Annotated in this window: 25 protein-coding genes and 2 pseudogenes; 8 read left to right on the top strand and 19 right to left on the bottom strand. The window is 57.2% G+C overall.

Annotated features, from left to right (window positions below):
* Nucleotides 1-387 (top strand): GGDEF domain-containing protein (locus ACZAHD_RS14555; protein ID WP_462457408.1); only part of this gene is annotated, 387 nt, incomplete at its 5' end.
* Here ACZAHD_RS14555 and ACZAHD_RS14550 read toward each other — a convergent pair.
* Nucleotides 320-1,153, bottom strand: a complete 834-nt coding sequence (locus ACZAHD_RS14550) for an AraC family transcriptional regulator (protein WP_462457407.1) — start codon at nucleotides 1,151-1,153, stop codon at nucleotides 320-322. The two genes, ACZAHD_RS14555 and ACZAHD_RS14550, sit on opposite strands and share 68 nt — an antisense overlap.
* A 251-nt stretch (nucleotides 1,154-1,404) precedes the next feature.
* Between ACZAHD_RS14550 and ACZAHD_RS14545 the strand changes: the two genes are divergently transcribed.
* Entirely contained in the window at nucleotides 1,405-2,172 is a 768-nt protein-coding gene (locus ACZAHD_RS14545; RefSeq protein WP_462457406.1) for a phytanoyl-CoA dioxygenase family protein, read from the top strand.
* A 209-nt stretch (nucleotides 2,173-2,381) separates the two neighbouring features.
* Here the strand turns inward: ACZAHD_RS14545 and ACZAHD_RS14540 are convergent, their stop codons facing one another.
* From ACZAHD_RS14540 to ACZAHD_RS14520, 5 genes are all read right to left on the bottom strand, one after another.
* Entirely contained in the window at nucleotides 2,382-2,723 is a 342-nt protein-coding gene (locus tag ACZAHD_RS14540) for a PTS fructose-like transporter subunit IIB (RefSeq protein WP_462457405.1), read from the bottom strand.
* Nucleotides 2,724-2,738: 15 nt separating this feature from the next.
* Nucleotides 2,739-3,614, bottom strand: coding sequence for a [formate-C-acetyltransferase]-activating enzyme (locus tag ACZAHD_RS14535; protein ID WP_462457404.1), 876 nt, complete (start codon nucleotides 3,612-3,614; stop codon nucleotides 2,739-2,741).
* On the bottom strand, nucleotides 3,580-5,877 hold the full coding sequence (locus ACZAHD_RS14530) for a formate C-acetyltransferase (RefSeq protein ID WP_462457403.1): 2,298 nt from the start codon (nucleotides 5,875-5,877) through the stop codon (nucleotides 3,580-3,582). The genes ACZAHD_RS14535 and ACZAHD_RS14530 overlap by 35 nt, the downstream gene beginning before the upstream one ends.
* 140 nt (nucleotides 5,878-6,017) lie before the next feature.
* Nucleotides 6,018-6,338, bottom strand: a complete 321-nt coding sequence (locus tag ACZAHD_RS14525; protein WP_462457402.1) for a PTS fructose-like transporter subunit IIB — start codon at nucleotides 6,336-6,338, stop codon at nucleotides 6,018-6,020.
* Between the two features lie 20 nt (nucleotides 6,339-6,358).
* On the bottom strand, nucleotides 6,359-7,435 hold the full coding sequence (locus ACZAHD_RS14520) for a PTS fructose transporter subunit EIIC (RefSeq protein ID WP_462457401.1): 1,077 nt from the start codon (nucleotides 7,433-7,435) through the stop codon (nucleotides 6,359-6,361).
* Between the two features lie 308 nt (nucleotides 7,436-7,743).
* Between ACZAHD_RS14520 and ptsP the strand changes: the two genes are divergently transcribed.
* Together ptsP and ACZAHD_RS14510 are read left to right on the top strand one after the other, a co-directional pair.
* A complete protein-coding gene (gene ptsP, locus ACZAHD_RS14515) occupies nucleotides 7,744-10,245 on the top strand; it encodes a phosphoenolpyruvate--protein phosphotransferase (RefSeq protein WP_462457400.1) in 2,502 nt (833 codons plus the stop codon).
* A 161-nt stretch (nucleotides 10,246-10,406) separates the two neighbouring features.
* Nucleotides 10,407-10,478 (top strand): annotated as a pseudogene (locus ACZAHD_RS14510) (hypothetical protein); the annotation flags it as partial.
* 183 nt (nucleotides 10,479-10,661) lie between these two features.
* Here ACZAHD_RS14510 and ACZAHD_RS14505 read toward each other — a convergent pair.
* Nucleotides 10,662-10,784 carry a small membrane protein gene (locus ACZAHD_RS14505; RefSeq protein WP_462457399.1) on the bottom strand — a complete coding sequence of 41 codons (123 nt, stop codon included), beginning with the start codon at nucleotides 10,782-10,784 and terminating at the stop codon, nucleotides 10,662-10,664.
* 247 nt (nucleotides 10,785-11,031) lie between these two features.
* On the opposite strand from ACZAHD_RS14505, the gene ACZAHD_RS14500 reads away from it, so the two are divergent.
* Nucleotides 11,032-11,256: a hypothetical protein gene (locus ACZAHD_RS14500; RefSeq protein WP_462457398.1), complete on the top strand. Its 225-nt coding sequence runs from the start codon at nucleotides 11,032-11,034 to the stop codon at nucleotides 11,254-11,256.
* Nucleotides 11,257-11,273: 17 nt separating this feature from the next.
* Here ACZAHD_RS14500 and ACZAHD_RS14495 read toward each other — a convergent pair whose 3' ends face one another.
* Complete coding sequence (locus ACZAHD_RS14495; RefSeq protein ID WP_462457410.1) at nucleotides 11,274-12,023, bottom strand: SDR family oxidoreductase; 750 nt, start codon at nucleotides 12,021-12,023, stop codon at nucleotides 11,274-11,276.
* A gap of 100 nt (nucleotides 12,024-12,123) precedes the next feature.
* Here ACZAHD_RS14495 and ACZAHD_RS14490 point away from each other — a divergent pair, with 100 nt between their 5' ends.
* Nucleotides 12,124-12,483, top strand: coding sequence for a winged helix-turn-helix transcriptional regulator (locus ACZAHD_RS14490; protein WP_462457397.1), 360 nt, complete (start codon nucleotides 12,124-12,126; stop codon nucleotides 12,481-12,483).
* On the opposite strand, the gene ACZAHD_RS14485 is transcribed toward ACZAHD_RS14490, so the two are convergent.
* Entirely contained in the window at nucleotides 12,480-13,274 is a 795-nt protein-coding gene (locus tag ACZAHD_RS14485; protein ID WP_462457396.1) for an SDR family NAD(P)-dependent oxidoreductase, read from the bottom strand. The two genes, ACZAHD_RS14490 and ACZAHD_RS14485, sit on opposite strands and share 4 nt — an antisense overlap.
* 130 nt (nucleotides 13,275-13,404) lie before the next feature.
* Nucleotides 13,405-13,854 carry a winged helix-turn-helix transcriptional regulator gene (locus ACZAHD_RS14480; RefSeq protein ID WP_462457395.1) on the bottom strand — a complete coding sequence of 150 codons (450 nt, stop codon included), beginning with the start codon at nucleotides 13,852-13,854 and terminating at the stop codon, nucleotides 13,405-13,407.
* Between the two features lie 156 nt (nucleotides 13,855-14,010).
* Here ACZAHD_RS14480 and agp point away from each other — a divergent pair, with 156 nt between their 5' ends.
* Nucleotides 14,011-15,258, top strand: coding sequence for a bifunctional glucose-1-phosphatase/inositol phosphatase (agp, locus tag ACZAHD_RS14475; protein ID WP_462457394.1), 1,248 nt, complete (start codon nucleotides 14,011-14,013; stop codon nucleotides 15,256-15,258).
* A 73-nt stretch (nucleotides 15,259-15,331) separates the two neighbouring features.
* Here agp and ACZAHD_RS14470 read toward each other — a convergent pair whose 3' ends face one another.
* Nucleotides 15,332-15,559: a YccJ family protein gene (locus ACZAHD_RS14470; protein WP_462457393.1), complete on the bottom strand. Its 228-nt coding sequence runs from the start codon at nucleotides 15,557-15,559 to the stop codon at nucleotides 15,332-15,334.
* Between the two features lie 20 nt (nucleotides 15,560-15,579).
* Complete coding sequence (gene wrbA / locus ACZAHD_RS14465) at nucleotides 15,580-16,176, bottom strand: NAD(P)H:quinone oxidoreductase (RefSeq protein WP_462457392.1); 597 nt, start codon at nucleotides 16,174-16,176, stop codon at nucleotides 15,580-15,582.
* A gap of 382 nt (nucleotides 16,177-16,558) precedes the next feature.
* Here wrbA and ACZAHD_RS14460 point away from each other — a divergent pair, with 382 nt between their 5' ends.
* Nucleotides 16,559-16,732: a con-10 family general stress protein gene (locus tag ACZAHD_RS14460; RefSeq protein ID WP_462457391.1), complete on the top strand. Its 174-nt coding sequence runs from the start codon at nucleotides 16,559-16,561 to the stop codon at nucleotides 16,730-16,732.
* A 103-nt stretch (nucleotides 16,733-16,835) separates the two neighbouring features.
* On the opposite strand, the gene rutG is transcribed toward ACZAHD_RS14460, so the two are convergent.
* The 7 genes and pseudogenes from rutG to ACZAHD_RS14425 all read right to left on the bottom strand — a co-directional run.
* Nucleotides 16,836-18,158, bottom strand: coding sequence for a pyrimidine utilization transport protein G (gene rutG, locus ACZAHD_RS14455; protein WP_462457390.1), 1,323 nt, complete (start codon nucleotides 18,156-18,158; stop codon nucleotides 16,836-16,838).
* Between the two features lie 21 nt (nucleotides 18,159-18,179).
* Nucleotides 18,180-18,674: an NADH-dependent FMN reductase RutF gene (rutF, locus tag ACZAHD_RS14450; RefSeq protein ID WP_462457389.1), complete on the bottom strand. Its 495-nt coding sequence runs from the start codon at nucleotides 18,672-18,674 to the stop codon at nucleotides 18,180-18,182.
* A gap of 9 nt (nucleotides 18,675-18,683) precedes the next feature.
* Nucleotides 18,684-19,274, bottom strand: coding sequence for a malonic semialdehyde reductase (locus tag ACZAHD_RS14445; protein ID WP_462457388.1), 591 nt, complete (start codon nucleotides 19,272-19,274; stop codon nucleotides 18,684-18,686).
* A 14-nt stretch (nucleotides 19,275-19,288) separates the two neighbouring features.
* Nucleotides 19,289-20,074, bottom strand: a complete 786-nt coding sequence (gene rutD, locus ACZAHD_RS14440) for a pyrimidine utilization protein D (protein WP_462457409.1) — start codon at nucleotides 20,072-20,074, stop codon at nucleotides 19,289-19,291.
* Nucleotides 20,068-20,463, bottom strand: a complete 396-nt coding sequence (gene rutC, locus ACZAHD_RS14435) for a pyrimidine utilization protein C (RefSeq protein ID WP_462457387.1) — start codon at nucleotides 20,461-20,463, stop codon at nucleotides 20,068-20,070. Before rutC ends, rutD begins: the two co-directional genes overlap by 7 nt.
* The gene (rutB, locus tag ACZAHD_RS14430) at nucleotides 20,456-21,166 is read right to left on the bottom strand and encodes a pyrimidine utilization protein B (RefSeq protein ID WP_462457386.1); all 711 of its coding nucleotides are present in this window, start codon (nucleotides 21,164-21,166) and stop codon (nucleotides 20,456-20,458) included. The genes rutC and rutB overlap by 8 nt, the downstream gene beginning before the upstream one ends.
* Nucleotides 21,166-21,389: pseudogene (locus ACZAHD_RS14425) on the bottom strand (pyrimidine utilization protein A); the annotation flags it as partial. The pseudogene ACZAHD_RS14425 and the gene rutB, both read right to left, overlap by 1 nt.

Below are 21,389 nucleotides of genomic sequence, written 5' to 3'. Positions count from 1 at the left end.
GATGAGGTGCTCTTCGCGTTGGGAAAACAGCTGGCAAAATTAACCAGTGATAAAATTCTGCCCGCCCGAATTGGCGGTGAAGAGTTTGCCATTATTATTGACGGAATGTCGGCCGAGGAGGTACGCAACCTGGCGCAGTCCGTTCTGGAGAATGTCCGCTCTATTCTGATTAATCATGATTATCCGCTGTCGGTAAGTATTGGCGTCGGCATGCGTGAAAAAGATGAACCGCAGGATGCGTTTATTAAGAAGGTGGATGAAGCGCTCTACCAGGCTAAACATAACGGCCGCGGACGTGTGGAGTGGGCCGCATCGGCCGCTATCCCTGCTGTGCGCTGCGACAATGGCGGCGATATTCGGAAGGAGAGCGTTCGGTATAGCGTTTAAACACCCGGCAAAAATAGTTGCTGTCGATAAAACCGCAGTTGTGGGCAATCTCTTTGACTTTTAAATCGTAACCCCTCAGCAGCTTTTTGGCCTGCTCCAGCCGGACGCGAGTCAGGTATTCGTTAAAGCCGATGGAACCTGATTTCTGAAAAATGTGCGACAGATAGTTTGGGGTGATATGAAAACGTTTCGCTACGGATTCGCGGGTTAACGGCTGGCTGAGATTTTCCTCCAGATAATCCTGTACCGCCATAAACAGATCGCGGCTGCGGCTGACCTGCATCTCCAGCCCGACCAGCTGTTGAAGGCAGTGGCTAAGCAGCGCCGACACCACAAGCCGGGCGGTGACCGGGTCTGGCTGCAGACATATTTCGTTCAGCGCCAGCAGCAGATAAGAGCCCACGCGCGGCCCCAGGCGGGCGACACTTTGTTTTTCCGTTCGCAGCTGTTTGCCGTCCCAGTGCTGGATGCAAAACCCCAGCTTTTGCCTGCCAAATAAAATACTTAAAGTCGATGCCTGACTGGTCCACTGTGGACAGGTCCATTTCCCCGCCGGTACATAAAGCACCTGCGATGTTGTCAGCAGCATATCGGACAAGGGTAAACCGTTCTCCTGCAGTTCTCCCACCAGCACAATTTCCAGACGCGGAAACGCGACCTGATAGGCCAGTTCCGGCAGCGAAATATCCGGTTCCGGGAACCTGACCAGCAGCTTGTCCTTCTGATTGACCAGACGATTTAAAATATCCGGCAGATCTTCAATCATTCTTTCACCCCGATAGCGAACTATTATCCTGTTGAATATAATCTATTTTTAATACCCGCAGATCTTTTTAGGTAGTCGGATTGAACATGCAGAGCTGGCGTACAGCCGCCTGAAGCTCAGAGTTTGATGACCATCACACTTTGTCTCTCCGCGTACGGATGTCCAGTTTTTCGTAGCAATCGCCTCATGTATTTCCCCTGGCCGACGATTAGAGTTTATTTCGTGTTATCGAAAGGTTAAGGAAAGGAAATATGGAACATCAATCTGCTGTCTATCTGGATGCCCTCGGCGCCAACATCACCTTATCCGACAAAATGAAACAGGAACTGGATACGCTTGGCTACACCGTGGTGCATCATCTGGCCGACCCGGCCTGGCTGGCGGCGATGCGCGAGCTCATCGATGTACTTGTCGAGAGCGAGGGGGACAACCTGGCCATGGAACATCATCAGGAGGCGACCGCGACGCGCATTGCCAACCTGGTGAATAAAGGGGCGATTTGGGAGAAGGTGTGGTCCCATCCGCTGGTGCTGTCGGCCTGTCGCTATATTTTTCAGGGCGACTTTAAAGTGTCCAGCCTGAATGCGCGCGAGGCGCTGGTTAACGGCGGCCACCAGCCGCTACATGCCGACTGGAAAAAACCGCGTCCTGATTTTCCCAAAGTGCATCTGGTGAACACCATTTGGGCGATCGATGATTTGAGCCCTGAGAATGGTGCCCCGCGAATTATTCCCGGTACGCATTTGCGTCCGGAGCTGCCGGAAGAGGTCCTGAGCGACCCTGAATTGCCGCATCCGGATGAGGTGGTGTTTGCCGCGCCAGCGGGGAGCGTGATGATTTATAACGCGCATACCTGGCACGGCGGAACCTGTAACACTACCGGCAGCAGAAGACGGGTACTGCACGGTTTATACATTGACCGCCAGGACAAGGCGCAACAGGACCAGCGGCGCTGGTTGAAGCCGGAAACCGCCAGCCGTCTGACGCCGGCGCAAAAATGGTTGCTGGATGTGGAGTAACCCGGTAAGCGTAGCGCCACCGGGGAGCATTCCCGGTCGACGAGGTGAACAGTTCCCGGGCCGCGGGATAAACCCCTTGCCCGGGCTACGGTACTGAAACTGCGGTGATAGTTTTCCGCACGGGCGGTGCTGTGCTGTTGTCCGGTTGACAAAATAGCGTCGCTACGGTTTTTCGTCCCTGAGAGGCAGTGGAATGGCCCACTCCGCTTTCAGGGGATATCAACATAGACAACCGGCTTTTTCATGATGTTTTTTACCGCTTCAGCAATGTGCTGCGGTTGGAGTAAAAACGTTTTGATGCTGCTTTTAATCGTGCGCAGGCCGCAAAAGCGCTTTGCATCATCGATTTCAATATCCGTGACCAGCAGCACGACATCGGCCTGGGCAATATCGTCGGGAGTAATTTTATTCTCAATCCCCAGCGCGCCCTGGGTTTCGATTTTGATCTGCCACTTTTCATGGTGGCCGACCTTTTGTAAACGCTCCGCCGCCATATAGGTATGGGCCACGCCGCTCACGCAGGCCGTAACCGCAACGATCTTGAGAACCATAGCATCCTCCGGGCATTAGCCACCGACAGTTACGCGAAAACCAGCTTGTTCAGCCATGAGAGTGAATCGGTTAATTTCTGCTGCGGAGGGGGCGCCGATCTGCGCCATCACCCATCTCTTGCCCAGCAGCGAGTATTTCGGTTCGCCGTATTGATGAAACGGCAGCAGGTGAATGTCAGGCAGGGCAAACGGTGCCAGGAAGGAGAGAATCTGGCTGAAGTTCTTTTCACACAGGGTAAAGCCTGGAATGAGCGGCACTCTGGGGATGATGCGAACGCCATTTTCCACCAGCTGGCTGAAATTTTTCAGCACCCGGGGCAGATCCACGGCGAGCTGTTCTCTGGCCTGCCCGGGATCCATGATTTTCAGATCAAACAGCACTTCGTTGCATGCCTGGGCAAGAGAGTCAACGCGGCTGAAGGCGGCGTCTCCCGCCGTTTCTATCGCCGTGTGGATCCCCCACTGGCGTAATGTGCGTAAGAAACGGGTGGCAAATCCGGCCTGCATTAACACCTCTCCACCCGATAGCGTGACGCCGCCGCCCGAGGTGCGAAAAAAGATCTCATCTTTCAGCACCTCTTTGAGTAACGCTTCTTGAGTGACATCGCGGCCAATCTGCTCCCATGCGCCGGATGGACACTCTTCGACGTCCTGCTGGCAACGTGCGCAGTGCAGACAGCGGCTTTCTCGACGCACGGTTTCAATCCTGGGGGAAAGGGATTCCGGGTTGGCGCACCACGGGCAGGTGTGCGGGCAACCTTTAAAAAAGACGACGGTCCTGATCCCCTGACCATCGTTCAGCGAGTAGCGCTGGAGATTGAAAATGCGCGCCCGGTCGGCGCGCGTCTCGATAACGTCACAGTTGATGCGTGGTGCGGTGGATAATGTCATCCTGGATCTCCTTCGATAACTCGACAAAGAAGGCGCTGTAGCCGGCGACGCGTACCACCAGACCCGCGAAATCCTGAGGGCGCTGTTGCGCTTCCCGCAGCGTCTGCGCGTTGACCACGTTAAACTGGATATGCTGTAGCTTCAGGCTGGTGAAAGCCTGTAAGAAATCGGCCAGTTTATTGAGCCCGCTCTCTCCGCTCAGAGTCGCCGGAGTGAACTTAACGTTCAGCAGTGTGCCGTTGGAGAGCAGATAGTTATCCAGCTTGCTGACCGATTTCAGGACCGCTGTGGGCCCCTGAGAATCCTGGCCGACCATCGGCGACAGACCGCCATCGGCTAACTGCTCGCCGGCCAGACGGCCATCCGGTGTTGCGCCGACCACCGAACCGAGCGGAACGTGTGCCGAGACGGTGTACGAACCGGGGGTGAAATGGCCGCCGCGCGGGTTGCGGTACTGTTCAACCTCTTTACAGTAAAAGCGCAGCAGGTCGGCGCTGATATTGTCCACCTCGTCGATATCGTTGCCATATTTTGCAAATCGGTGAACCAGTCGGGCGCGGATTTTCTCGCCTGCCAGCGTTTGGAAATTCGCCTTAAGGACCTGAATCAACTCGTCATAGCTCATGCGCTGCTGGTCGAAGATCATCCTCTTGAGCGCATGCAGGGAGTCGCTGAGATTGGCGATACCAATCCCCTGAACGCCAGAGAAGTTGTAGCGTGCGCCGCCTTCGGTGATGTCCTTTCCGTGCAACGTGCAATCCTGAATAAACGAGGATAGCAGGGGAACCGGTGCCTGATCCCGGTGGCCGAGGTCGCAAATGTTACTGCCTTCGACCATCAGCTTGATGTAGTAGCGGGTTTTCTCGCGGATCTGCTGAATCAGCCCGTCCCAGCTGATATCGGGGTTACCTTCGTTCTCCAGCATCACGATCTCCATCACCTTCAGCAGGTTGAACATCGCAATATCGTGCAGCCCATAGGTGCGGCCAGGGATAGAGAGTTCGACGCAGCCTACGACGGCATAATCCCGCGCATCCTCCAGCGAGACGCCGCGATTGAGAAAGGCCGGCACCACTACTTCGTCGTTGAAAATTTGCGGGATCCCGGTGCCTAAGCGGATCGTTTCCGCCGTTTTGTGCAGGAACGGACGGTCGATCAGTTCGTTGACGCGCACCCCGAGATTGGGCTGCGGCAGACGGACGTTCTGGTAGGCATCCAGCGCGAGAAAGGAGAGTACGTTTACCGCGCTGCGCCCGGTCTCGCTCAGGCCGCCGAGCAAGGCGGTATAGCCCGTCGGGAAACCGGCAAAGTAGCGGGCGCTGCTGGATGAGCGCAGCAGGACGATATCGTTGCACTTGACCCACAGTGATTCCAGCAGCGTTTTCAGGAACGCGGGATCCTCGCCGCGGGTTAACGAGGACTGATAAAACGGCAGCATATACTGGTCAAAACGGCCAAGCGAAATCGAACTGGCGTTGGACTCATACTGCAAAATGATGTTCATGTACCAGAACAGCTGGCAGGCCTGCCAGAAATCTTCCGGTCGATGCTCGGCGTTATGGCGCGAATGAGCCGCAATCGTCTCCAGCTCCTGGCGTCGCTGCGGATCGTCGCAGCGACGGGCCATATCCGCGGCGAGGGTGGCGTAACGCAAAATGTGGCGCTGCGAGGCCGCCAGTAAAATCAGTACCGCCTGATAAAAATCGTTTTCCGGATACTGCCGGGCCAGGTCTTTCATTTCCGCCACCAGCGTTGCCAGTCCGTTATTCAGCAGACGGGGATAGTCAATAATGATGTGTCCCTGGCCCTTGTCAGTCTGGTTGATGCTGAAAATCTGCGTGCGTACCGCCGCGTTTACCTCGTCGGTCATCTGAGCGTCAATGACATCTTTCATCGAGCGTTTTTCCCAGTAAGGGAACAGCGCTTCACGGTAGATGCGCTTGTCTTCGTCGCTGATGGCGAAGCGATCCTGCGGGCGGGTCGGGAACCGATCCAGCTCGTTAAGCAACCAGTAGGGGTCCATCTCGGGCGAGACGATGCCGGCACGCGGTTTGATTGTCCGGTTGCCGGCGATCAGTTCGTCATCACGAATCGAAATCTTAACATGGTCAAGGATCCAGGCAGTGGCCTTCGCCCGACGAATCATCGTCGGTTCACCCTCGGTACGTTTGTGGCTTTCGGTATAGAGCAGGGCGCGTTCGAGCGAGATTTCCCGGGGGTGGGCGAACAGGCTCGCTATTAAGCGTTGGGTACGATTGGTCATGACAAACTCCATGTGAATGCCTTTCTCCTCGCGCGGCTTGAGGCAATTCGCGACGCGGTTCGCGCACGGACTGCCGATAACCATGACGCTCGTGGAGCGAGGCGCTGAGTCTTGCGCTGCGTCGCTGCGCGCGACGGTATTCAGTCTTTCTGCGAAAGATGGCTGTCGATTTTGTTCATAATGGCGTCAGCCCGCTTCACGGCATCGCTAATATTGACGCGAACAATAGTTTTACCGGCAAAACGCTCTTCACTCTTGATGCCGATATCTTTGGTCAGTATCACGATATCGGCGCTGGCGACATCGTCTGCCGACAGCTCATTCTCAATACCGATGGAGCCCTGGGTCTCCACCTTGACCTGCCAGCCTTTGGCTTTGGCGGCGCTCTCCAGCGATTCTGCAGCCATGTAGGTGTGTGCAACTCCGGACGGGCAGGCGGTAACGGCGATAATCCTGGTCATAAACTATTCCTTCTGCGGTTTCAGTGAATTTCGAAATCAAGATCCAGTTCGTCATCGGCTTTGGCTTCTGACGCTTTCTTCTTCGCGAGGGCTTTAAGCACGATGACGCAGGCGGCGCTGACAAATGCCCCGACCAGCAGGCCGATGATGAACCCACCTTTACCCTGAACCACCGGCAGGACGATCAGTCCGCCCCAGCCGGCGTAGCACTGAGCGCCGAGCAGGGCGGTCGTCGCGCAGCCGCTTGCGGCGCCGATCATGATGGACGGGATGACGCGCAGCGGGTCGGCGGCCGCGAAGGGTATTGCGCCTTCTGACACGCCAACACAGCCCATGACCAGGGCGGCTTTGCCGGTTTCGCGCTCCTCAGGGGTGAAATATTTGCGTCCAATCAGCGTCGCCAGGCCCATGCCCAGTGGCGGAATGGCGATCCCGACGGCGGCGATAGCCACCACGTTATAAACGCCCTGGGAGACGCAGATCAGCATGAAGGCGTAGGCCACTTTATTGACCGGGCCACCCATGTCGAAGGCCAGCATCAGTCCCATGATGATGGCGAGGAGCACGATGCTGCCCTCGCGCATGCCCTGTAGCCAGGTTGTCAGACTGGCCGTGAGTGCGCCGACAGGTTCTCCCAGCCCCCACATCATGATCCCGGCCGTAATAAAAGTGCCGACAATGGGGATCACAAAAATGGGCATCACGGAGCGCAGCACTTTGTGGACGGGGATTTTCTTCAGGTAGTAAACCACCAGACCGCCGATCATCCCGGCGATCAGGGCGCCGAAAAAGCCAGCGCCAAAAGTGTTGCCGACCCACGCACCGATGGCACAGGGGGCCAGCGCCGCGCGGTCAGAAATGGAGTAGCCGATATAAGCCGCCAGAAAAGGCACCATCAGGGTTAATCCGGCGACGCCAATATCAAACAGTTTTTTCAGATTGGGATCCGTCGCGCCATCGGGCACGGCCCCCTTGCCGTACAGCATGACCGAGACAGCGAGCAGGATCCCGCCGGAGACCACAAAGGGAATCATATGTGAGACGCCGGTCATGAGATGCTGGCGTGTATTTTTTAGTATTTGCACCAGTTCGTTCATTGCTTGCTCCTGAGCGCGCTATCGCTCGTGACAGTATTGTTGCTTCAACAGTAGGAAAATGGCGGGGGAGAAAACAGTAGAGAAAAAGTGCATTTACTGGATATTTGTAAGATGAGCATGAAATTGCGATCCACCTCAAATCTTAGGTGCAATGGGGTCATATTGCGATAAAAAAAGAGAATTGTGATGCGGAACAGAAAAAAGATCTCTGTGTACAATTTTCCAGTAATTCACTCTTTTCTCGCGTAGTCCCTGCCGCACGCTTTCTTTACCGTGGAAGCAATGATGTCTTGCTCAGGAGAAAGCCAATGGCCCAGGTCATTAAATTCCGTTGTGATTTGCCAAATGGCGTCCACGCCCGTCCGGCCAGTGTGGTGGAAACGCTATGCAATACCTTTGTGTCTTCTGTTGACTGGTGGAATACGCGCAGCGACCTGCGCGGCAATGCGAAAAGCGCGCTAGCCATTATTGCAACCAACACGATAAAGGGAGACGAGTGCCAGTTAATTATCTGCGGTGAGGATGAACAGCGAGCGCTTGCTGCACTGTCGGCATTTATTCAGGATCAATTTCCGCACAGTGATACCCCGTTGCCGGCGGCGGAAAGCCTGGAGGTACAGCCTGTTCCGGAATCGCTGTCCCGGCTGAATCCCGTCCTGTTTCACGGGAGGCCGGTGTGTGCCGGGAGCGCCGGAGGCACGCTCACCCAGTTGAAATCTTTCGATCTGCGCGACCCGGGCCCGCTACCTGCCGCCGGGAGTATTGAGCACGAGCAGGCGCAACTGGAGCAAGGATTGCTGCTGCTGGTTAAAAATATCGAGCTGCGGTTGCTGGATAACGATGGAACCGCCGGCGCCATTCTTGAGGCGCATCGTTCGCTGGCGACGGATGCTTCGCTACGCCAGCATCTGCTTGGCGGTGTGCTGACTGGCCTGAGTTGCGCCCAGGCGATCGTCGCCAGCGGTGAGTACTTCTGCGCTCAGTTCAGCGACTCCGACAACCGCTATTTACAGGAGCGGGTCGTGGACGTACGCGATATCTGTTTCCAGCTCCTGCAGCATATCTACGGTGAGTCCCGCTTCCCGGCACAGGGTAAGCTGACCGTCCCTGCGATTTGTCTTGCTGATGAGTTAACGCCCAGCCAGTTTCTTGAGCTGGATAAAACGCGGCTGCAAGGTCTGCTGCTGAGCGGCGGCGGGACCACTTCGCATACTGTCATTCTGGCGCGTTCGTTTAATATTCCGACCCTGGTCGGCGTGGAGATGGCGGCGCTGCTGCCGTGGGTGGGGCAACCGGTATATATCGACGGCAATGCAGGGCTGGTGGTGGTTAACCCGAATGAGGCGGTGACGCGTTACTACCAACAGGAGTCCTGGGCCGCGGCGCAGTTACGTCGTCAGCAGCAGGCGTGGCTTAATAAAGACGGGGTCACAAAAGATGGCCTGCGGCTGGAGGTGGCGGCCAATATTGCCCATTCCGTTGAAGCCGCCGCAGCGTTTGATAACGGCGCGCAGGCAGTGGGCCTGTTCCGTACCGAAATGCTGTATATGGACCGGCCCGGCGCGCCGTCCGAAGATGAACTTTATAATATTTTTTGCCAGGCGCTGGAACCGGCGAACGGCCGCAGCATTATTATTCGTACGATGGATATCGGGGGCGATAAGCCGGTGGCCTATCTCAATATCCCGGCGGAAAACAACCCCTTCCTCGGCTATCGCGCGGTGCGAATTTACGAAGAGTACCAGACGCTGTTTCGCACGCAGCTCAGGGCGATTCTGCGCGCTTCGGCGCACGGCTCGTTGAAAATAATGATTCCGATGATCTCTTCAATGGAAGAGATTTTGTGGGTGAAAGAAAGACTGGCGGAAGCCAGGCAATCCCTGCGCGATGAACATATTCCGTTCGATGAGAAGATCCCGTTGGGTATCATGCTGGAAGTGCCATCGGTGATGTTTATCATCGATCAGTGCTGCGAAAAGATCGATTTTTTCAGTATCGGCAGCAACGACCTGACGCAGTATCTGCTGGCGGTGGATCGTGATAACAGCAAGGTCACGCGCCACTACAACAGCCTCAATCCGGCCTTTTTGCGTGCACTTGACTACGCCGTGCAGGCGGTGCATCGACAGGAGAAATGGATCGGCCTGTGCGGCGAACTGGGGGCGAAAGGCTCGGTGCTGCCGTTGCTGGTGGGGCTTGGGCTGGATGAACTGAGTATGAGCGCACCGGCGATTCCGGCGACGAAAGCGCGTCTGGCCCGACTGGATAGTCGGGCCTGTCGTCAGCTGTTGAACCAGGCCATGCAGTGTCGCACTTCGCTGGAGGTGGAACACGTATTAGCTCAGTTCCGCATGACCCAGCAGGACGCGCCGCTGATTACCACGCAGTGCATTACCTTAAACAGCGATTGGCGCAGTAAAGAGGAGGTGCTGAAAGGTATGACCGACAATCTGCTGCTGGCGGGGCGTTGCCGCTACCCGCGTAAACTGGAGGCCGATCTCTGGGCGCGCGAAGCGGTATTTTCCACCGGGCTGGGCTTCAGCTTTGCCATCCCGCACAGCAAGTCGGAACATATTGAGCAGTCTACCATCAGCGTGGCTCGCCTGGCCCGGCCTGTGGCGTGGGGGGATGACGAAGCGCAATTTGTAATTATGCTGACCCTGAACAAGCATGCCGCCGGGGATCAGCATATGCGTATCTTCTCTCGCCTGGCGCGGCGCATTATGCATGAGGTGTTTCGCCACGCACTGGTCACCGCCGACAGCAGCGAGGCTATCACCGAATTATTGCAGCGTGAGCTGGAGCTGTAGTTCGGACCGGAGAATCCCCTGGTTGCGCTGTGCTTACCGGGGCTACGGATCGGCATTGTCTGCGGTTTTATGGGGTTGTCACCCGGGTCAGGCGCACCACGCCGTGACCCGGGAGTGTGAACAGGTGTTCCGTTCACCGTCAATCCGCAGAAAATGGCGATGCCGCGCTGTTCTTTGACCTGGTGACCGCGTTGGCGCTGATTAACTTTGGCGCGACGGCGGTAGGGGGGCTGTAGCTGACCGGGCTGACTCGTCGCTTCCGTCAGCCTCCGCCGCAGTTCGATGCCGCGAAGCGGAGCAGACCTGGGCGTTGTAATCGTTCAGACTGAACAGGAAGAAAAGAATAAAAGCAGGCATAATGCCTGCTTTTATTCTTCTATGGTGCGTCGCGACACAATGTGGCGTATCGAGAGCGGCTATTTTTTCTTCTTATGGGTCGGGAGCTGGCTGGCGCGGCGTTCTTTAACGTATGACACCAGACTGTAAATCGCCACTGCCAGCAAAATGACCGCGACAACAATAAGAATAATACCGGACATAAGCGATCCTGGGGTTGAGTTGAAAACCATGAACTCTATTAAGTTACGTGTAAGATAGCATCAGGATGTGTCCGAAATATGATTCGTTTTGCTGTTAAAATCGAAAAAAATCAGGATGATAAAATCATACTGACCGGCCTGAAGCGCCATTTTGTCGGTCGGGTAACACTCCGTTAAGTGATTTTACAGACGTAGGATCCGCAGGCTGATACCCTGCATTTGAGTAAGAATTGTCTGAGAGTAATGCATGCGTAATCAACATATCGTCGGCCTGGTTGGGCTGACTCTTGTCCTGGCTTCATTTGCCGTCGCGGCGGAGCCCGATCGCCAACAAACCCGCGAACGAATCGTGGATCAGGTGCTAAAACCTTGTGAAGGCAAAAAAGCGGGAGACAAAGTGGTGATGGTCGATCGCCGCGGCGGCGAACATGAGGCCATCTGCACGCTGGCGGCGGTACCGCTACCGGAGTAACGCCTGCCGCCGTCGGGTCAGAGATTTCCCGTACCACCATCCACCCGCAGTTCGCTGCCGAGTACGTAGCTGGACTCATCCGATGCCAGATACAGGGCGGCGTTGGCCAGCTCCTGCGGCGTGCCCATCCGTCCTAACGGCACCAGGTTTTTGATCTCCTCCTGCAGGTCGCTCAGGGCCTGGGCGCTGAGGCCCAGCTTGTCCAGCGCCGGAGTATGCACGGGACCCGGACTCAGGCCATTCACCCGGATACCGCGCGGCAGCAGCTCCGCTGACAGAGTACGCGCCAGCGACAGCAGCCCGGCTTTACTGGCGGCATAGGCGCTGCTGGTGGGCAGGCCGATGTGAGCGCTGACCGACCCGCAAAGGATGACTGACGCCGAATTAGCGAGCAGCGGCAGCAGCGCCTGCAGCAGGAAGAACGGGCCTTTGAGGTTGATATTCATCAATCGATCCCACTCCGCTTCGCGCCAGTCGCCGAAGGGGGCGTGGGTGACATCGCCGGCGTTGACGAACACCGCATCCAGCTGCGGCCAGCGGTCGGCGAGGGTTGCGGCAAGCTGGCGCTGCCCGGCGGCGTCGCCGGAATCGGCTGAGATGGCCCAGCCATTTTTCCCCAATAGTGCCTGCGCCTGCTCAAGAGCGAGCGGATTACGTCCGGTCACCGCCACCCGCGCCCCTTCGGCGATAAAAGTCTGCGCCGTCGCGAGGCCAATCCCGCTAGTGCCGCCGGTTATCAGCGTATATTTTCCTGCTAAACGTCCCATCATCTTCTCCTGACTGAGCTCTGGAAAAGGGACTATAAAAGCTTTAGTATCCAAAGGATACCAGGTACCAATTGGATACTAACGAGGCGAAAGGTGTGCTATGGCGAAGACAGCGGTGCGCGTCGGGGAAAATAATTTCGTGCAGCATGCTTGCCCGATGACCGATTTTGTTAATCTGATTGCCGGGAAGTGGGCGATCCCGATTCTCTACCGGCTGATTGTCCTTAATGCGCCGGTGCGCTTCGGCGAGCTGCTTCGAGCGGCGGCGCCGATTACGCAAAAAGAGCTGACCCGCCAGCTGCGCTTGTTCGAGCAGCGCGGGCTAGTGTCGCGCTGCGTCTATCCCGAAATTCCCCCCCGCGTTGAATATCAGATAACGGCTCTGGGACTGTCGATGCGCAGCGCGCTGCAGCCGCTGGCGGAGTGGATGACCCGGCACGGCCACCAGCTCAAACGTTAACTCCGGCGATAGCGCGGCGCCGGCTGGCCGTTGCGCGCGCTGCCGAACAGCGCGAGTCGCGCCTGGTCGAATTGGCTCCAGAGCGCCAGATCGTGAACCGGCGGCAGGGTGATATTTTCGCCCTGATCAAGGCCGCTGAGCGCCGCGTCCACCAGATCTTCCGTGGTCATCACCGAGCCTGCGGGCAGCGCGTCAAGTGCGACGCCGGAGGTCGGCCACAGGTCCGTCGCGGTTGCCGCCGGGAGCACCGCCTGAATACGCAAACCGCTGTCGGCAAACTCCTCCTGAAGCGCGCGGGTAAAACTCAGCACCCACGCTTTGCTGGCGCTATAGACGGCGCTGCCGGGTAGCGCATGCAGTGCAAGGATTGAGGAGATATTGATCAGCGTCCCCTGACCTCGGGGGCTGAAGGCGGCCAGCGCGGCATAGCTCAGGCGCAGCAGAGCGGTGGTATTCAGGGTATGAATCATCTGATGCTCGCGCACATCCGTGGTCAGCAATCCTCCCATTTTCGCCGTGCCGGCGTTGTTAATCACCAGCGCGATCGTCGGATCCGACTGCAGGCGCGCTTCAACGGCGCGGATACCGCTTTCTTCGCTCAGATCTGCCTTTAGTACGTCGGCCCGGATACCGTACTGGCTTTGCAGCTTTTCCGCGAGCGCCTGCAAACGTTCTTCACGGCGAGCGACCAGAATCAGATGATAACCGCGAGCGGCGAGACGTTCGGCATAGAGGGCGCCGATGCCGGAGGATGCGCCGGTAATTAAAGCGGTATGAGAAGGGGTAGTCATGGAGTTACCTCAAATAATATGGTTGCGTTATTAAACCAGAATCAGCATGGGTTAATTGGTTTAATAATGCAACCAGTTGGCGAGGATTATTTCATTATGAGAAATGACTAAAAAGTAATAATAATGAAAATCAGTCTGTTACCGGCAGTCGGGCGGTAATGTCGTCGGGCTGGAGCGTCCGGCCATCGGCGGCCTGTAGTACCAGTTTGCGCAGCGGCTTGCGCGTGAGATTATCAATTAACACCGTGGTGGGTTCGTCGGGCGTCAGCAGATACTCGTCCGCCCATTGTGCCAGCGCCACCAGCACAGTTTGCAGTCCACGACCCTTTTCGGTAAGCACGTACTCCTGCCACGCGGTTCCGTCCGAAGCGGGCTGCATCGTCAGAATACCTTCTTCCACCAGCATTTTTAGCCGTCCGGCGAGCATGTTTTTCGCAATACCAAGGTGTTTTTGAAATTCGCTGAAGCGCCGTGTCCCCCTCAGAGCTTCGCGGACAATAAGTAGCGTCCACCAGTCGCCAATGACGTCAAGTGAGCGGGCAATAGGGCAACTGCTGGTTTCCAGACGGGTACGTTTCACGAGAACTCCTGTGGCTTCAGTTGTTTTATTATAAAACTATTTCCCCGGACTGAGAAAAGTTTCTCCCGTTGTGTGAGTTTGCGAGCCGTCGGGCGGAAAAATGTCATCAATTTGTCACAATGAAAACGATGATAATCACTGACTGAGGATTAAGGGATGCAAAAGAGTCTACTCGCCAGCGTCGTGACCTGCGCCGTATTGTTATCGACGGCTGCCCTGGCAGAGGAACAGACAGCACCGCAAGGCTATCAGCTACAGCAGGTGTTGATCATGAGTCGCCACAACCTGCGCGCGCCACTGGCCAACAACGGCAGCGTGCTGGAACAGTCAACGCCGAAATCATGGCCGGAGTGGGATGTGCCCGGCGGTCAGCTGACGACCAAGGGAGGCGTGCTTGAGGTCTACATGGGGCACTATATGCGAGAATGGCTGGCGCAGCAGGGACTGCTCACCCGCGGTGAGTGCCCGCCGGAGAATACGGTTTACGCCTACGCCAACAGTCTGCAACGTACTGTGGCGACCGCGCAGTTCTTTATTACCGGCGCCTTTCCCGGCTGTGGCATCACGGTGCATCACCAGCCGCAAATGGGTACCATGGACCCGACGTTTAATCCGGTGATTACCGACGATTCCGCCGCCTTCAGCGAAAAAGCCGTACAGGCGATGGAAAAAGAGCGGCAGACTATGCAACTGGCCGACAGCTACAAGCTACTTGAAGCGATGACGGACTATCAAAACTCCCCTTCCTGTAAAGAGAAGCAGCCGTGTTCTCTGAGCGATGGCAAAGATACCTTTAGCGCCAGATATCAGCAGGAACCGGGCGTTTCGGGGCCGTTAAAAGTGGGTAATTCGCTGGTTGATGCCTTCACGCTACAGTATTACGAAGGCTATCCGCTGGATCAGGTCGCGTGGGGGGAGATAAAAACCGACAAACAGTGGCAGGTGCTGTCGAAGCTGAAAAATGGCTATCAGGATAGCCTGTTCACTTCGGCGGAGGTGGCGCGCAACGTGGCTAAACCGCTGGTGAAATATATCGATAAAGCGCTGGTCAGCGATCCCGTTCAGGCGCCAAAAGTGACGCTGCTGGTCGGGCACGATTCCAATATTGCCTCGCTGTTGACGGCGCTGGACTTCAAGCCCTATCAACTGCATGACCAGTATGAACGCACTCCGATCGGCGGGAAAATCGTTTTCCAGCGCTGGCATAATAGCAGTGCCAACCGCGATATGATGAAAATCGAGTATGTGTATCAAAGCACGGCACAGCTGCGTAATGCCGAAACCTTAACGCTGCAAACCCCGCCGCAGCGGGTCACTCTGGCGCTGAATGGCTGTCCGGTGGATGCGAACGGCTTCTGTCCGATGGCGATTTTTGAGCAGGTGATGAACGACGCGGCGAAATAGAAAAACGGACCGGTCATGGCTAGCCGATCCGGGAATTGTCTTGCTGGCCCGGCCATGCGCCGGGCACTGCGGGTTACACGTTTTTGCGCTCGATGGTCTGTTCGCCCCAGAAAAGGGCGTCTTTATTCGTTTTCGCGAAGGCCAAAGACAGCACTTCATCGCTGCCTTCTTCCCAAATTTTTTCTGCCAACTTTTCATCGTAATTGGCTAATTCAAAAATCGCTTCGGCGATCTCAAAAGAGGTATTTCGTAAATTTGCCCATTCACCCACGTGGTGGGCTTTCGCTTCTTGAGTTGGCATGCAAATCCTCCTGGTGAAGGTTAGCCGTGTAGTTTAACTGCCAGTCCTGCGACATGTTCACCCTGATAGCGGGCGATCGCCAGCTCTTCCTGACTTGGCTGACGGGAACCGTCTCCGCCGGCGATAGTGGTTGCGCCATAGGGTGTACCGCCGCGCACCGCCGACACATCAAAAAGTTCCTGAGCGCCGTAGCCGATAGGCACAATCACCATCCCGTGATGGGCAAGCGTTGTCCAGGTAGAGGTAATGGTCTGCTCTTGTCCACCGCCGGTACCGGTAGAGCTAAAGACGCTGGCCAGTTTGCCGTACAGTGAGCCCGATGCCCACAGGCCGCCGGTCTGATCGAGGAAGGTGCGCATTTGTCCGGACATATTGCCGAAACGGGTGGGGGTACCAAAGATGATAGCATCATACTCTGCCAGTTCCTGCGGCGTGGCGACGGGCGCATTCTGCGTTTTCCCGCCTGCTTTGGCAAATGCCTCAGCTTGCATAGTTTCCGGCACGCGCTTCACGACCACCTCAACGCCGTCTACTTTGTTCGCCCCTTCGGCGACGGCATGAGCCATGGTTTCGATGTGTCCATACATTGAATAATAAAGCACCAGAATTTTAGCCATTTGCATCACTCCTCGGTTGCGTTAAAGGCCAGCCAAACGACTGGCTACCTTTAAAGATAAGGCCTCTGGCTAAGAGTGCAAATCTAACAGTCATTTATTTGATTTATAACAAAATTACAAAAAATACCTTTGTTGCAAAAAGAAACATCTTTATCTGCCCGCTTTTCATCAGACATAAGAGCCGCTTAGCGCGGCGCGGGCGGCGGTAAATCCGCTGTGGGCATCAAATTATGACGGAATGTTACTTTTTATCTGATAAATGAGTTTCATTCACTACGCTTAACAGCACGCAATACGTTAAATGGCCATGCCATATGCCGCTGAGTCGCGGCCTCGTATTGTGCGCAATGCAAGATGATGTCTAACCAAGTGGAGGTCAGTGATGGCAAACCATCGTGGCGGTTCCGGCAACTTTGCTGAGAATCGTGAAAGAGCATCAGAAGCAGGTCGTAAGGGTGGCCAGCATAGCGGGGGGAACTTCAAAAACGATCCCCAACGCGCCTCGGAAGCAGGCAAAAAAGGAGGGAAAAACAGTCACGGCAATCGTCATAGCTGACTAACGCCATTGACTGTGTTCGATGTGGCTTTACTCTCCTGTGCGCCAGCCACATCCGCCTCGCCGCCGGCACCCGCCGGCGGTTTTTATTGCCCACTGAAGTTTAAACGGGGGTGACACCGGGCTGCTCTGCTTCACGCGCGCGGCGGTTAAGCAGCGCGTGAAGTAAAATCGCGCCGAAGGTGGCCGTGCCGATCCCGCCAAGGGTAAAACCGCCCAGCGACAGGGCGAAATCTCCGGCCCCGAGCACCAGGGTGACCGCCACCATGATCAGATTGCTGTTCTGACTCAGGTCAACCCGATTCTGGACCCAGATACGGGCACCGGCGACCGCAATCAACCCGAAGACCACAATCGACGCGCCGCCGATAACCGGCCCGGGAATGGTGTGGATCAGTGCGCCAAACTTCGGCGAAAAACCAAGCAAAATGGCAATCAGCGCGGCGGCAACGAACACCAGAGTGGAGTAGACTTTGGTTACCGCCATCACGCCGATATTTTCCGCATAGGTGGTCACGCCGCTGCCGCCAACCGCCCCGGAGAGCATCGTCGCCAGCCCGTCACCTACGAATGCCCGTCCCATATAGGGGTCCATATTGCGTCCGGTCATTCCGGCGACCGCTTTCAGGTGACCCAGGTTCTCCGCCACCAGAATGACCGCCACCGGGGCTATCAGCATCATCGCCTGGCTGTCAAAAGTCGGGGCGGTAAAGTGCGGCAGTCCGAACCACGCCGCCTGGTGCAGTAAGGTAAAGTCGAGCGGTTTACCCAGCCCGAAGATATTCGCCAGCAGGGCGTACAGCCCACAGGCGACGATCAGGCCGACGAGAATCAGCAGTCGCTGGATCATCCCGCGAGTAAAGACCGCCACCAGTCCGATACAGAGTACGGTCAGCACCGCCATCCAGCCATCGAAGGCGGAGGCGGAGACGCTGTGTACGGCGATGGGGGCGAGATTAAGCCCAATGGCCATCACCACCGCGCCGGTCACCACTGGCGGCATCAGTCGCTCAATCCAGCGGGTACCGATTTTCATTACCACCACACCAATCAGGGTATACACCAGGCCGCAGGCGATAATGCCTCCGAGGGCGACGCTAAGGTGTGGATTGAGTCCCTGACCATTGAAGCCAGTGACGGCGATGACCACGCCGATGAAGGCGGCGCTGGAGCCCAGGTAGCTAGGCACACGACCGCCGGTCACCAGGAAAAACAGCAGCGTGCCGATACCGGATAATAAAATCGCCAGGTTAGGATCCAGCCCCATCAGGATGGGCATCAGCACGGTGGCGCCAAACATGGCGACCGCATGTTGGACACCCATGATCATCGTTTGTCCGATGGAGAGGCGTTCGTCGGGGGCCACCACGCCGGACGCGGCGGAAGGGGTGGTCAACTGCCAGCGAGGAAAATCGAAAAGTGCCATGATGATATCCCGGGTTTGAGGTTAACAGGCTGGACGCATAAGCGTGTGGTAGCCGCGGTCGAACCACATCAGCCCGCGCGGCTCTGGATGTCTGACGATGGCGGCGACTTCACAGAACAAAATGTCGTGGGTGCCGACGCTGACTATCTGGTTGATACGACAATCGAAGCTGACCAGCGCATCCACCAGACGCGGGCAGCCGGTGAGACCGGTTTGCCATTCGGCGGCGGCGAAACGTTCCGCCATCGGCGTTTTACCGCCAAAGACGTTGGAGAGCGACTCCTGGCCTGCCGCCAGGGTATTGACGCACAGCGCCTGGTGCTGACGGAAGGTCGGCCACACCGAGGCGGAACGGTTGAGACAGACCAGCAGCGTGGGGGGCGTATCGGTAACGCTACAGACCGCGCTGGCGGTAAATCCCGCCCGACCCGCCGGGCCATCGGTCGTAATAATGTTGACCGCCGCGCCGACCTGGGCCATGGCGTCACGAAAACTCTGTTTATCCGCTACGGACATAGTGGCTCCTTACGCCAGTTGGCAGGCATCATCGAAGGGCAGGCGCGGCAGACGACCATACAGCCGGGTCTCGTCGCCGTAACCGATATTGATCAACAGATTGCTCTTCCAGCCGTTTTCGGCAAAGAACGCCGCATCGACCTTGTCGCGGTCAAATCCCGACATCGGGCCGGTATCGAGACCGAGCGCGCGGCAGGCGAAAATCAGGTACGCCGCCTGCAAGGAACTGTTGCGAAACGCAGTCTCTTCCGCCAACTGCGGACTGGAGGTGAACCAACTGCGGGCATCGCCGTGGGGAAACAGCGTCGGCAGATGATCGTAGAAGGCGGGATCCCAGGCTACGATGGCGGTCACCGGCGCGCGCAGGGTTTTTTCGAGGTTGCCGCTGGAGAGCGTCGGGCGCAGCTTCTCCTTTCCTTCCGGCGTGCGAACAAAAAGTATCCGCGCCGGGGAGCAGTTGGCGGAGGTCGGACCCATTTTCATCAGATCGTAGATTTCCTGCAGCAGGCTATCGCTGACCGGTTTATCCAGCCAGCCGTTGTGGGTACGGGCGTGAGTAAACAGACTGTCGCGCGCGCTTTGGCTAATGCTTTCGCTCATAGATTCTCCTGATATCAGGCCAGCATGGCGGCCAGCCCGTTGCATAAAATGGGGTTGAAGGTGTCAACATCGGTCACGTTGCAGGCGTGGCCGCCCCAGGCCATCTCGACCCGCTGGCTGCCCGGGATTGCCGCTTGTAGCATGCGCGAGCAGGAGGCAGGAACCAGCAGATCGTCATGGGCGCTGACGATCAGGGTCGGGCATGTCACGGCGGACGCCCGGCGAGAAAAGTCGGCCTGCTTCAGCGCCTGCAGCCGCTTGAGCAGATTCTCCTTGCCCTGAAAGTGGCTGAGCGCAAGCGCATCTTCCGCTTCCAGACGCGGCATCCGTGCGGCCATCCACTCGGCGGGGTAAAGAAACAAAGGCTGCGCCTCAACCCACGCCTGAGCGCCGCCCGCGTGCAGCAGACGCTCGCGTACCTGAAAACAGCGGCGGGTATGGGGAGAGAGGGTTAGCCAGCCGTTGACCAACACCAGGCCGCTGACCGCCTCCGGAAAGTCCAACGCCAACTGCAGGGCAATCAGCGCGCCAAGGGCGTGCCCCACCAGAGCAAAGCGGGAAATCCCCGCCGCCTGTAGCGCCTGATTCAGCTCCTGCGCCATGGTCGCCATGCTGTAGCCGGTCGGCAGCGGCCCGGCGTTTTCACCGGTGCCGTTCTGATCGTAGCTCACCAGCTGATAGTGTTGTTCCAGCACCGCGCGCTGCGGCAGCCAGTAGCTTCCCGCACCGCCTAAGCCGGCACTCAGCACGACTGTCGGTGCGCCCTCAAAGGGCGCCGGGGAGATATTCAGTTTCATAATGCTGCTTTTCCGATATGGGCGACGGTCGCGATCTCAACCAGCGCATCCGGCTTGACCAGTCCACACTGGATGCAGAAGCGAGCCGGTTTATCGCCAGGGAAAAACTCGGCATAGACTTCGTTAATCGCGGCGTAGTTTTTCCAGTCGGTGATAAAGATGCTGTTGAACGTCACGTCCTCCATGCTGCCACCCGCTGTTTCGATCACCGTTTTGATCGTTTCCAGAACGTGGCGGGTTTGCGCCTTTGGGTCATCGAGATAGACCACGTTATTGTCTTTATCGAACGGCAGCGTACCGGAGACGTAGACCACGCCATCGGCCAGCGTACCGGGGACAAAAGGGGCGATCGGCGTGCTGGTGCCGGGCGGAATAATGACTTGTTTAGGCATAATGTTTCTCCTCCGGGAAAGGTAGCGCTGTGGCCGGGGACAGCGCATCGCAGAAGCTGGCGACATCGCTGACCCAGCCAAAGAAGGTCTCAATATTGAACAGGGCAGCCTGCTGGGCGAAGGCCGGGCCCGCCTGGTGGGTGGCGTCTTCCAGCACCACGCCGAAATACTCCAGGAAGAAGCCGTCGCGCAGGGTGGACTCCACGCAAACGTTGGTGGCGATGCCGGTAAAGATCAGGTGGCGAATGCCGCGGCTGCGCAAAATGCTGTCCAGCGGGGTGTTGAAAAAGCCGCTGTAGCGCGGTTTCGGCAGTACCACATCGCCAGGCTGGGGCTGCAGCTCATCGACTAACTGATAATCCCAGCCGCCTTTAGCCAGCAGTTTGCCCTGCAGCTCAGGGCGGCGACGCATGGTCTTCAGGGCGTTGGATTTGTGGTAGTTTGGCGAGCCCGGGCCGCCGGCTTCCATATACTCCTCGTCCCAGCCGTTCTGGAACCAGACGATCAGCATTCCGGCGGCGCGGGCCGCAGCGACGGCGGTGTTAATGTTGTCGATAACCGGTCGGGTGGCGGAGACGTCAAATCCGGCGAGATCGAGATACCCTCCCTGGCTGGCATAGGCGTTTTGCATATCGACGACAATCAGCGCGCTGTTCTGCGCCGGGAAGGTCAGGGATTCCGGACGGGCGGAAAGCGTAATCATCAGGCAACCTCGCGGGTAACGGTGGCAATATGGTCGCGGCAGCGCATCAGTGGCTGAATACGTTCGCCAAAGGCGTCGATACCGGAAAGAAAATCATCAAACGTGAGCAGTACGCCGTCGGTGCCGGGAACGCTGGCCACCTCGTCGAGCATACGGGCGACGCTGGCGTAGGAGCCTACCAGCGTTCCCATATTGATATTGACCGCTGAGGTCGGATCGGCCA

It is taken from the genome of Raoultella sp. (genome assembly GCF_039594335.1).
GTDB lineage: Bacteria > Pseudomonadota > Gammaproteobacteria > Enterobacterales > Enterobacteriaceae > Klebsiella.
Note: the sequence above shows the minus strand (reverse complement) of the source record. Positions and strands in the feature narration are given on the sequence as shown.

Bases quoted from the DNA above. Each gene is read 5' to 3' on its own strand.
- ACZAHD_RS14545 (WP_462457406.1), top strand. From the start codon at position 1,405: ATGGAACATCAATCTGCTGTCTATCTGGATGCCCTCGGCGCCAACATC.
- rutF (WP_462457389.1), bottom strand. From the start codon at position 18,674: ATGTCCGTAGCGGATAAACAGAGTTTTCGTGACGCCATGGCCCAGGTC.
- ACZAHD_RS14490 (WP_462457397.1), top strand. From the start codon at position 12,124: ATGGCGAAGACAGCGGTGCGCGTCGGGGAAAATAATTTCGTGCAGCAT.
- ACZAHD_RS14550 (WP_462457407.1), bottom strand. From the start codon at position 1,153: ATGATTGAAGATCTGCCGGATATTTTAAATCGTCTGGTCAATCAGAAG.
- ACZAHD_RS14495 (WP_462457410.1), bottom strand. From the start codon at position 12,023: ATGGGACGTTTAGCAGGAAAATATACGCTGATAACCGGCGGCACTAGC.
- ACZAHD_RS14485 (WP_462457396.1), bottom strand. From the start codon at position 13,274: ATGACTACCCCTTCTCATACCGCTTTAATTACCGGCGCATCCTCCGGC.
- ACZAHD_RS14500 (WP_462457398.1), top strand. From the start codon at position 11,032: ATGCGTAATCAACATATCGTCGGCCTGGTTGGGCTGACTCTTGTCCTG.
- ACZAHD_RS14540 (WP_462457405.1), bottom strand. From the start codon at position 2,723: ATGGTTCTCAAGATCGTTGCGGTTACGGCCTGCGTGAGCGGCGTGGCC.
- ACZAHD_RS14535 (WP_462457404.1), bottom strand. From the start codon at position 3,614: ATGACATTATCCACCGCACCACGCATCAACTGTGACGTTATCGAGACG.
- ACZAHD_RS14520 (WP_462457401.1), bottom strand. From the start codon at position 7,435: ATGAACGAACTGGTGCAAATACTAAAAAATACACGCCAGCATCTCATG.
- ptsP (WP_462457400.1), top strand. From the start codon at position 7,744: ATGGCCCAGGTCATTAAATTCCGTTGTGATTTGCCAAATGGCGTCCAC.
- ACZAHD_RS14460 (WP_462457391.1), top strand. From the start codon at position 16,559: ATGGCAAACCATCGTGGCGGTTCCGGCAACTTTGCTGAGAATCGTGAA.
- rutC (WP_462457387.1), bottom strand. From the start codon at position 20,463: ATGCCTAAACAAGTCATTATTCCGCCCGGCACCAGCACGCCGATCGCC.
- rutG (WP_462457390.1), bottom strand. From the start codon at position 18,158: ATGGCACTTTTCGATTTTCCTCGCTGGCAGTTGACCACCCCTTCCGCC.
- ACZAHD_RS14470 (WP_462457393.1), bottom strand. From the start codon at position 15,559: ATGCCAACTCAAGAAGCGAAAGCCCACCACGTGGGTGAATGGGCAAAT.
- wrbA (WP_462457392.1), bottom strand. From the start codon at position 16,176: ATGGCTAAAATTCTGGTGCTTTATTATTCAATGTATGGACACATCGAA.
- rutB (WP_462457386.1), bottom strand. From the start codon at position 21,166: ATGATTACGCTTTCCGCCCGTCCGGAATCCCTGACCTTCCCGGCGCAG.
- agp (WP_462457394.1), top strand. From the start codon at position 14,011: ATGCAAAAGAGTCTACTCGCCAGCGTCGTGACCTGCGCCGTATTGTTA.
- ACZAHD_RS14445 (WP_462457388.1), bottom strand. From the start codon at position 19,274: ATGAGCGAAAGCATTAGCCAAAGCGCGCGCGACAGTCTGTTTACTCAC.
- ACZAHD_RS14525 (WP_462457402.1), bottom strand. From the start codon at position 6,338: ATGACCAGGATTATCGCCGTTACCGCCTGCCCGTCCGGAGTTGCACAC.
- ACZAHD_RS14530 (WP_462457403.1), bottom strand. From the start codon at position 5,877: ATGACCAATCGTACCCAACGCTTAATAGCGAGCCTGTTCGCCCACCCC.
- ACZAHD_RS14505 (WP_462457399.1), bottom strand. From the start codon at position 10,784: ATGTCCGGTATTATTCTTATTGTTGTCGCGGTCATTTTGCTGGCAGTG.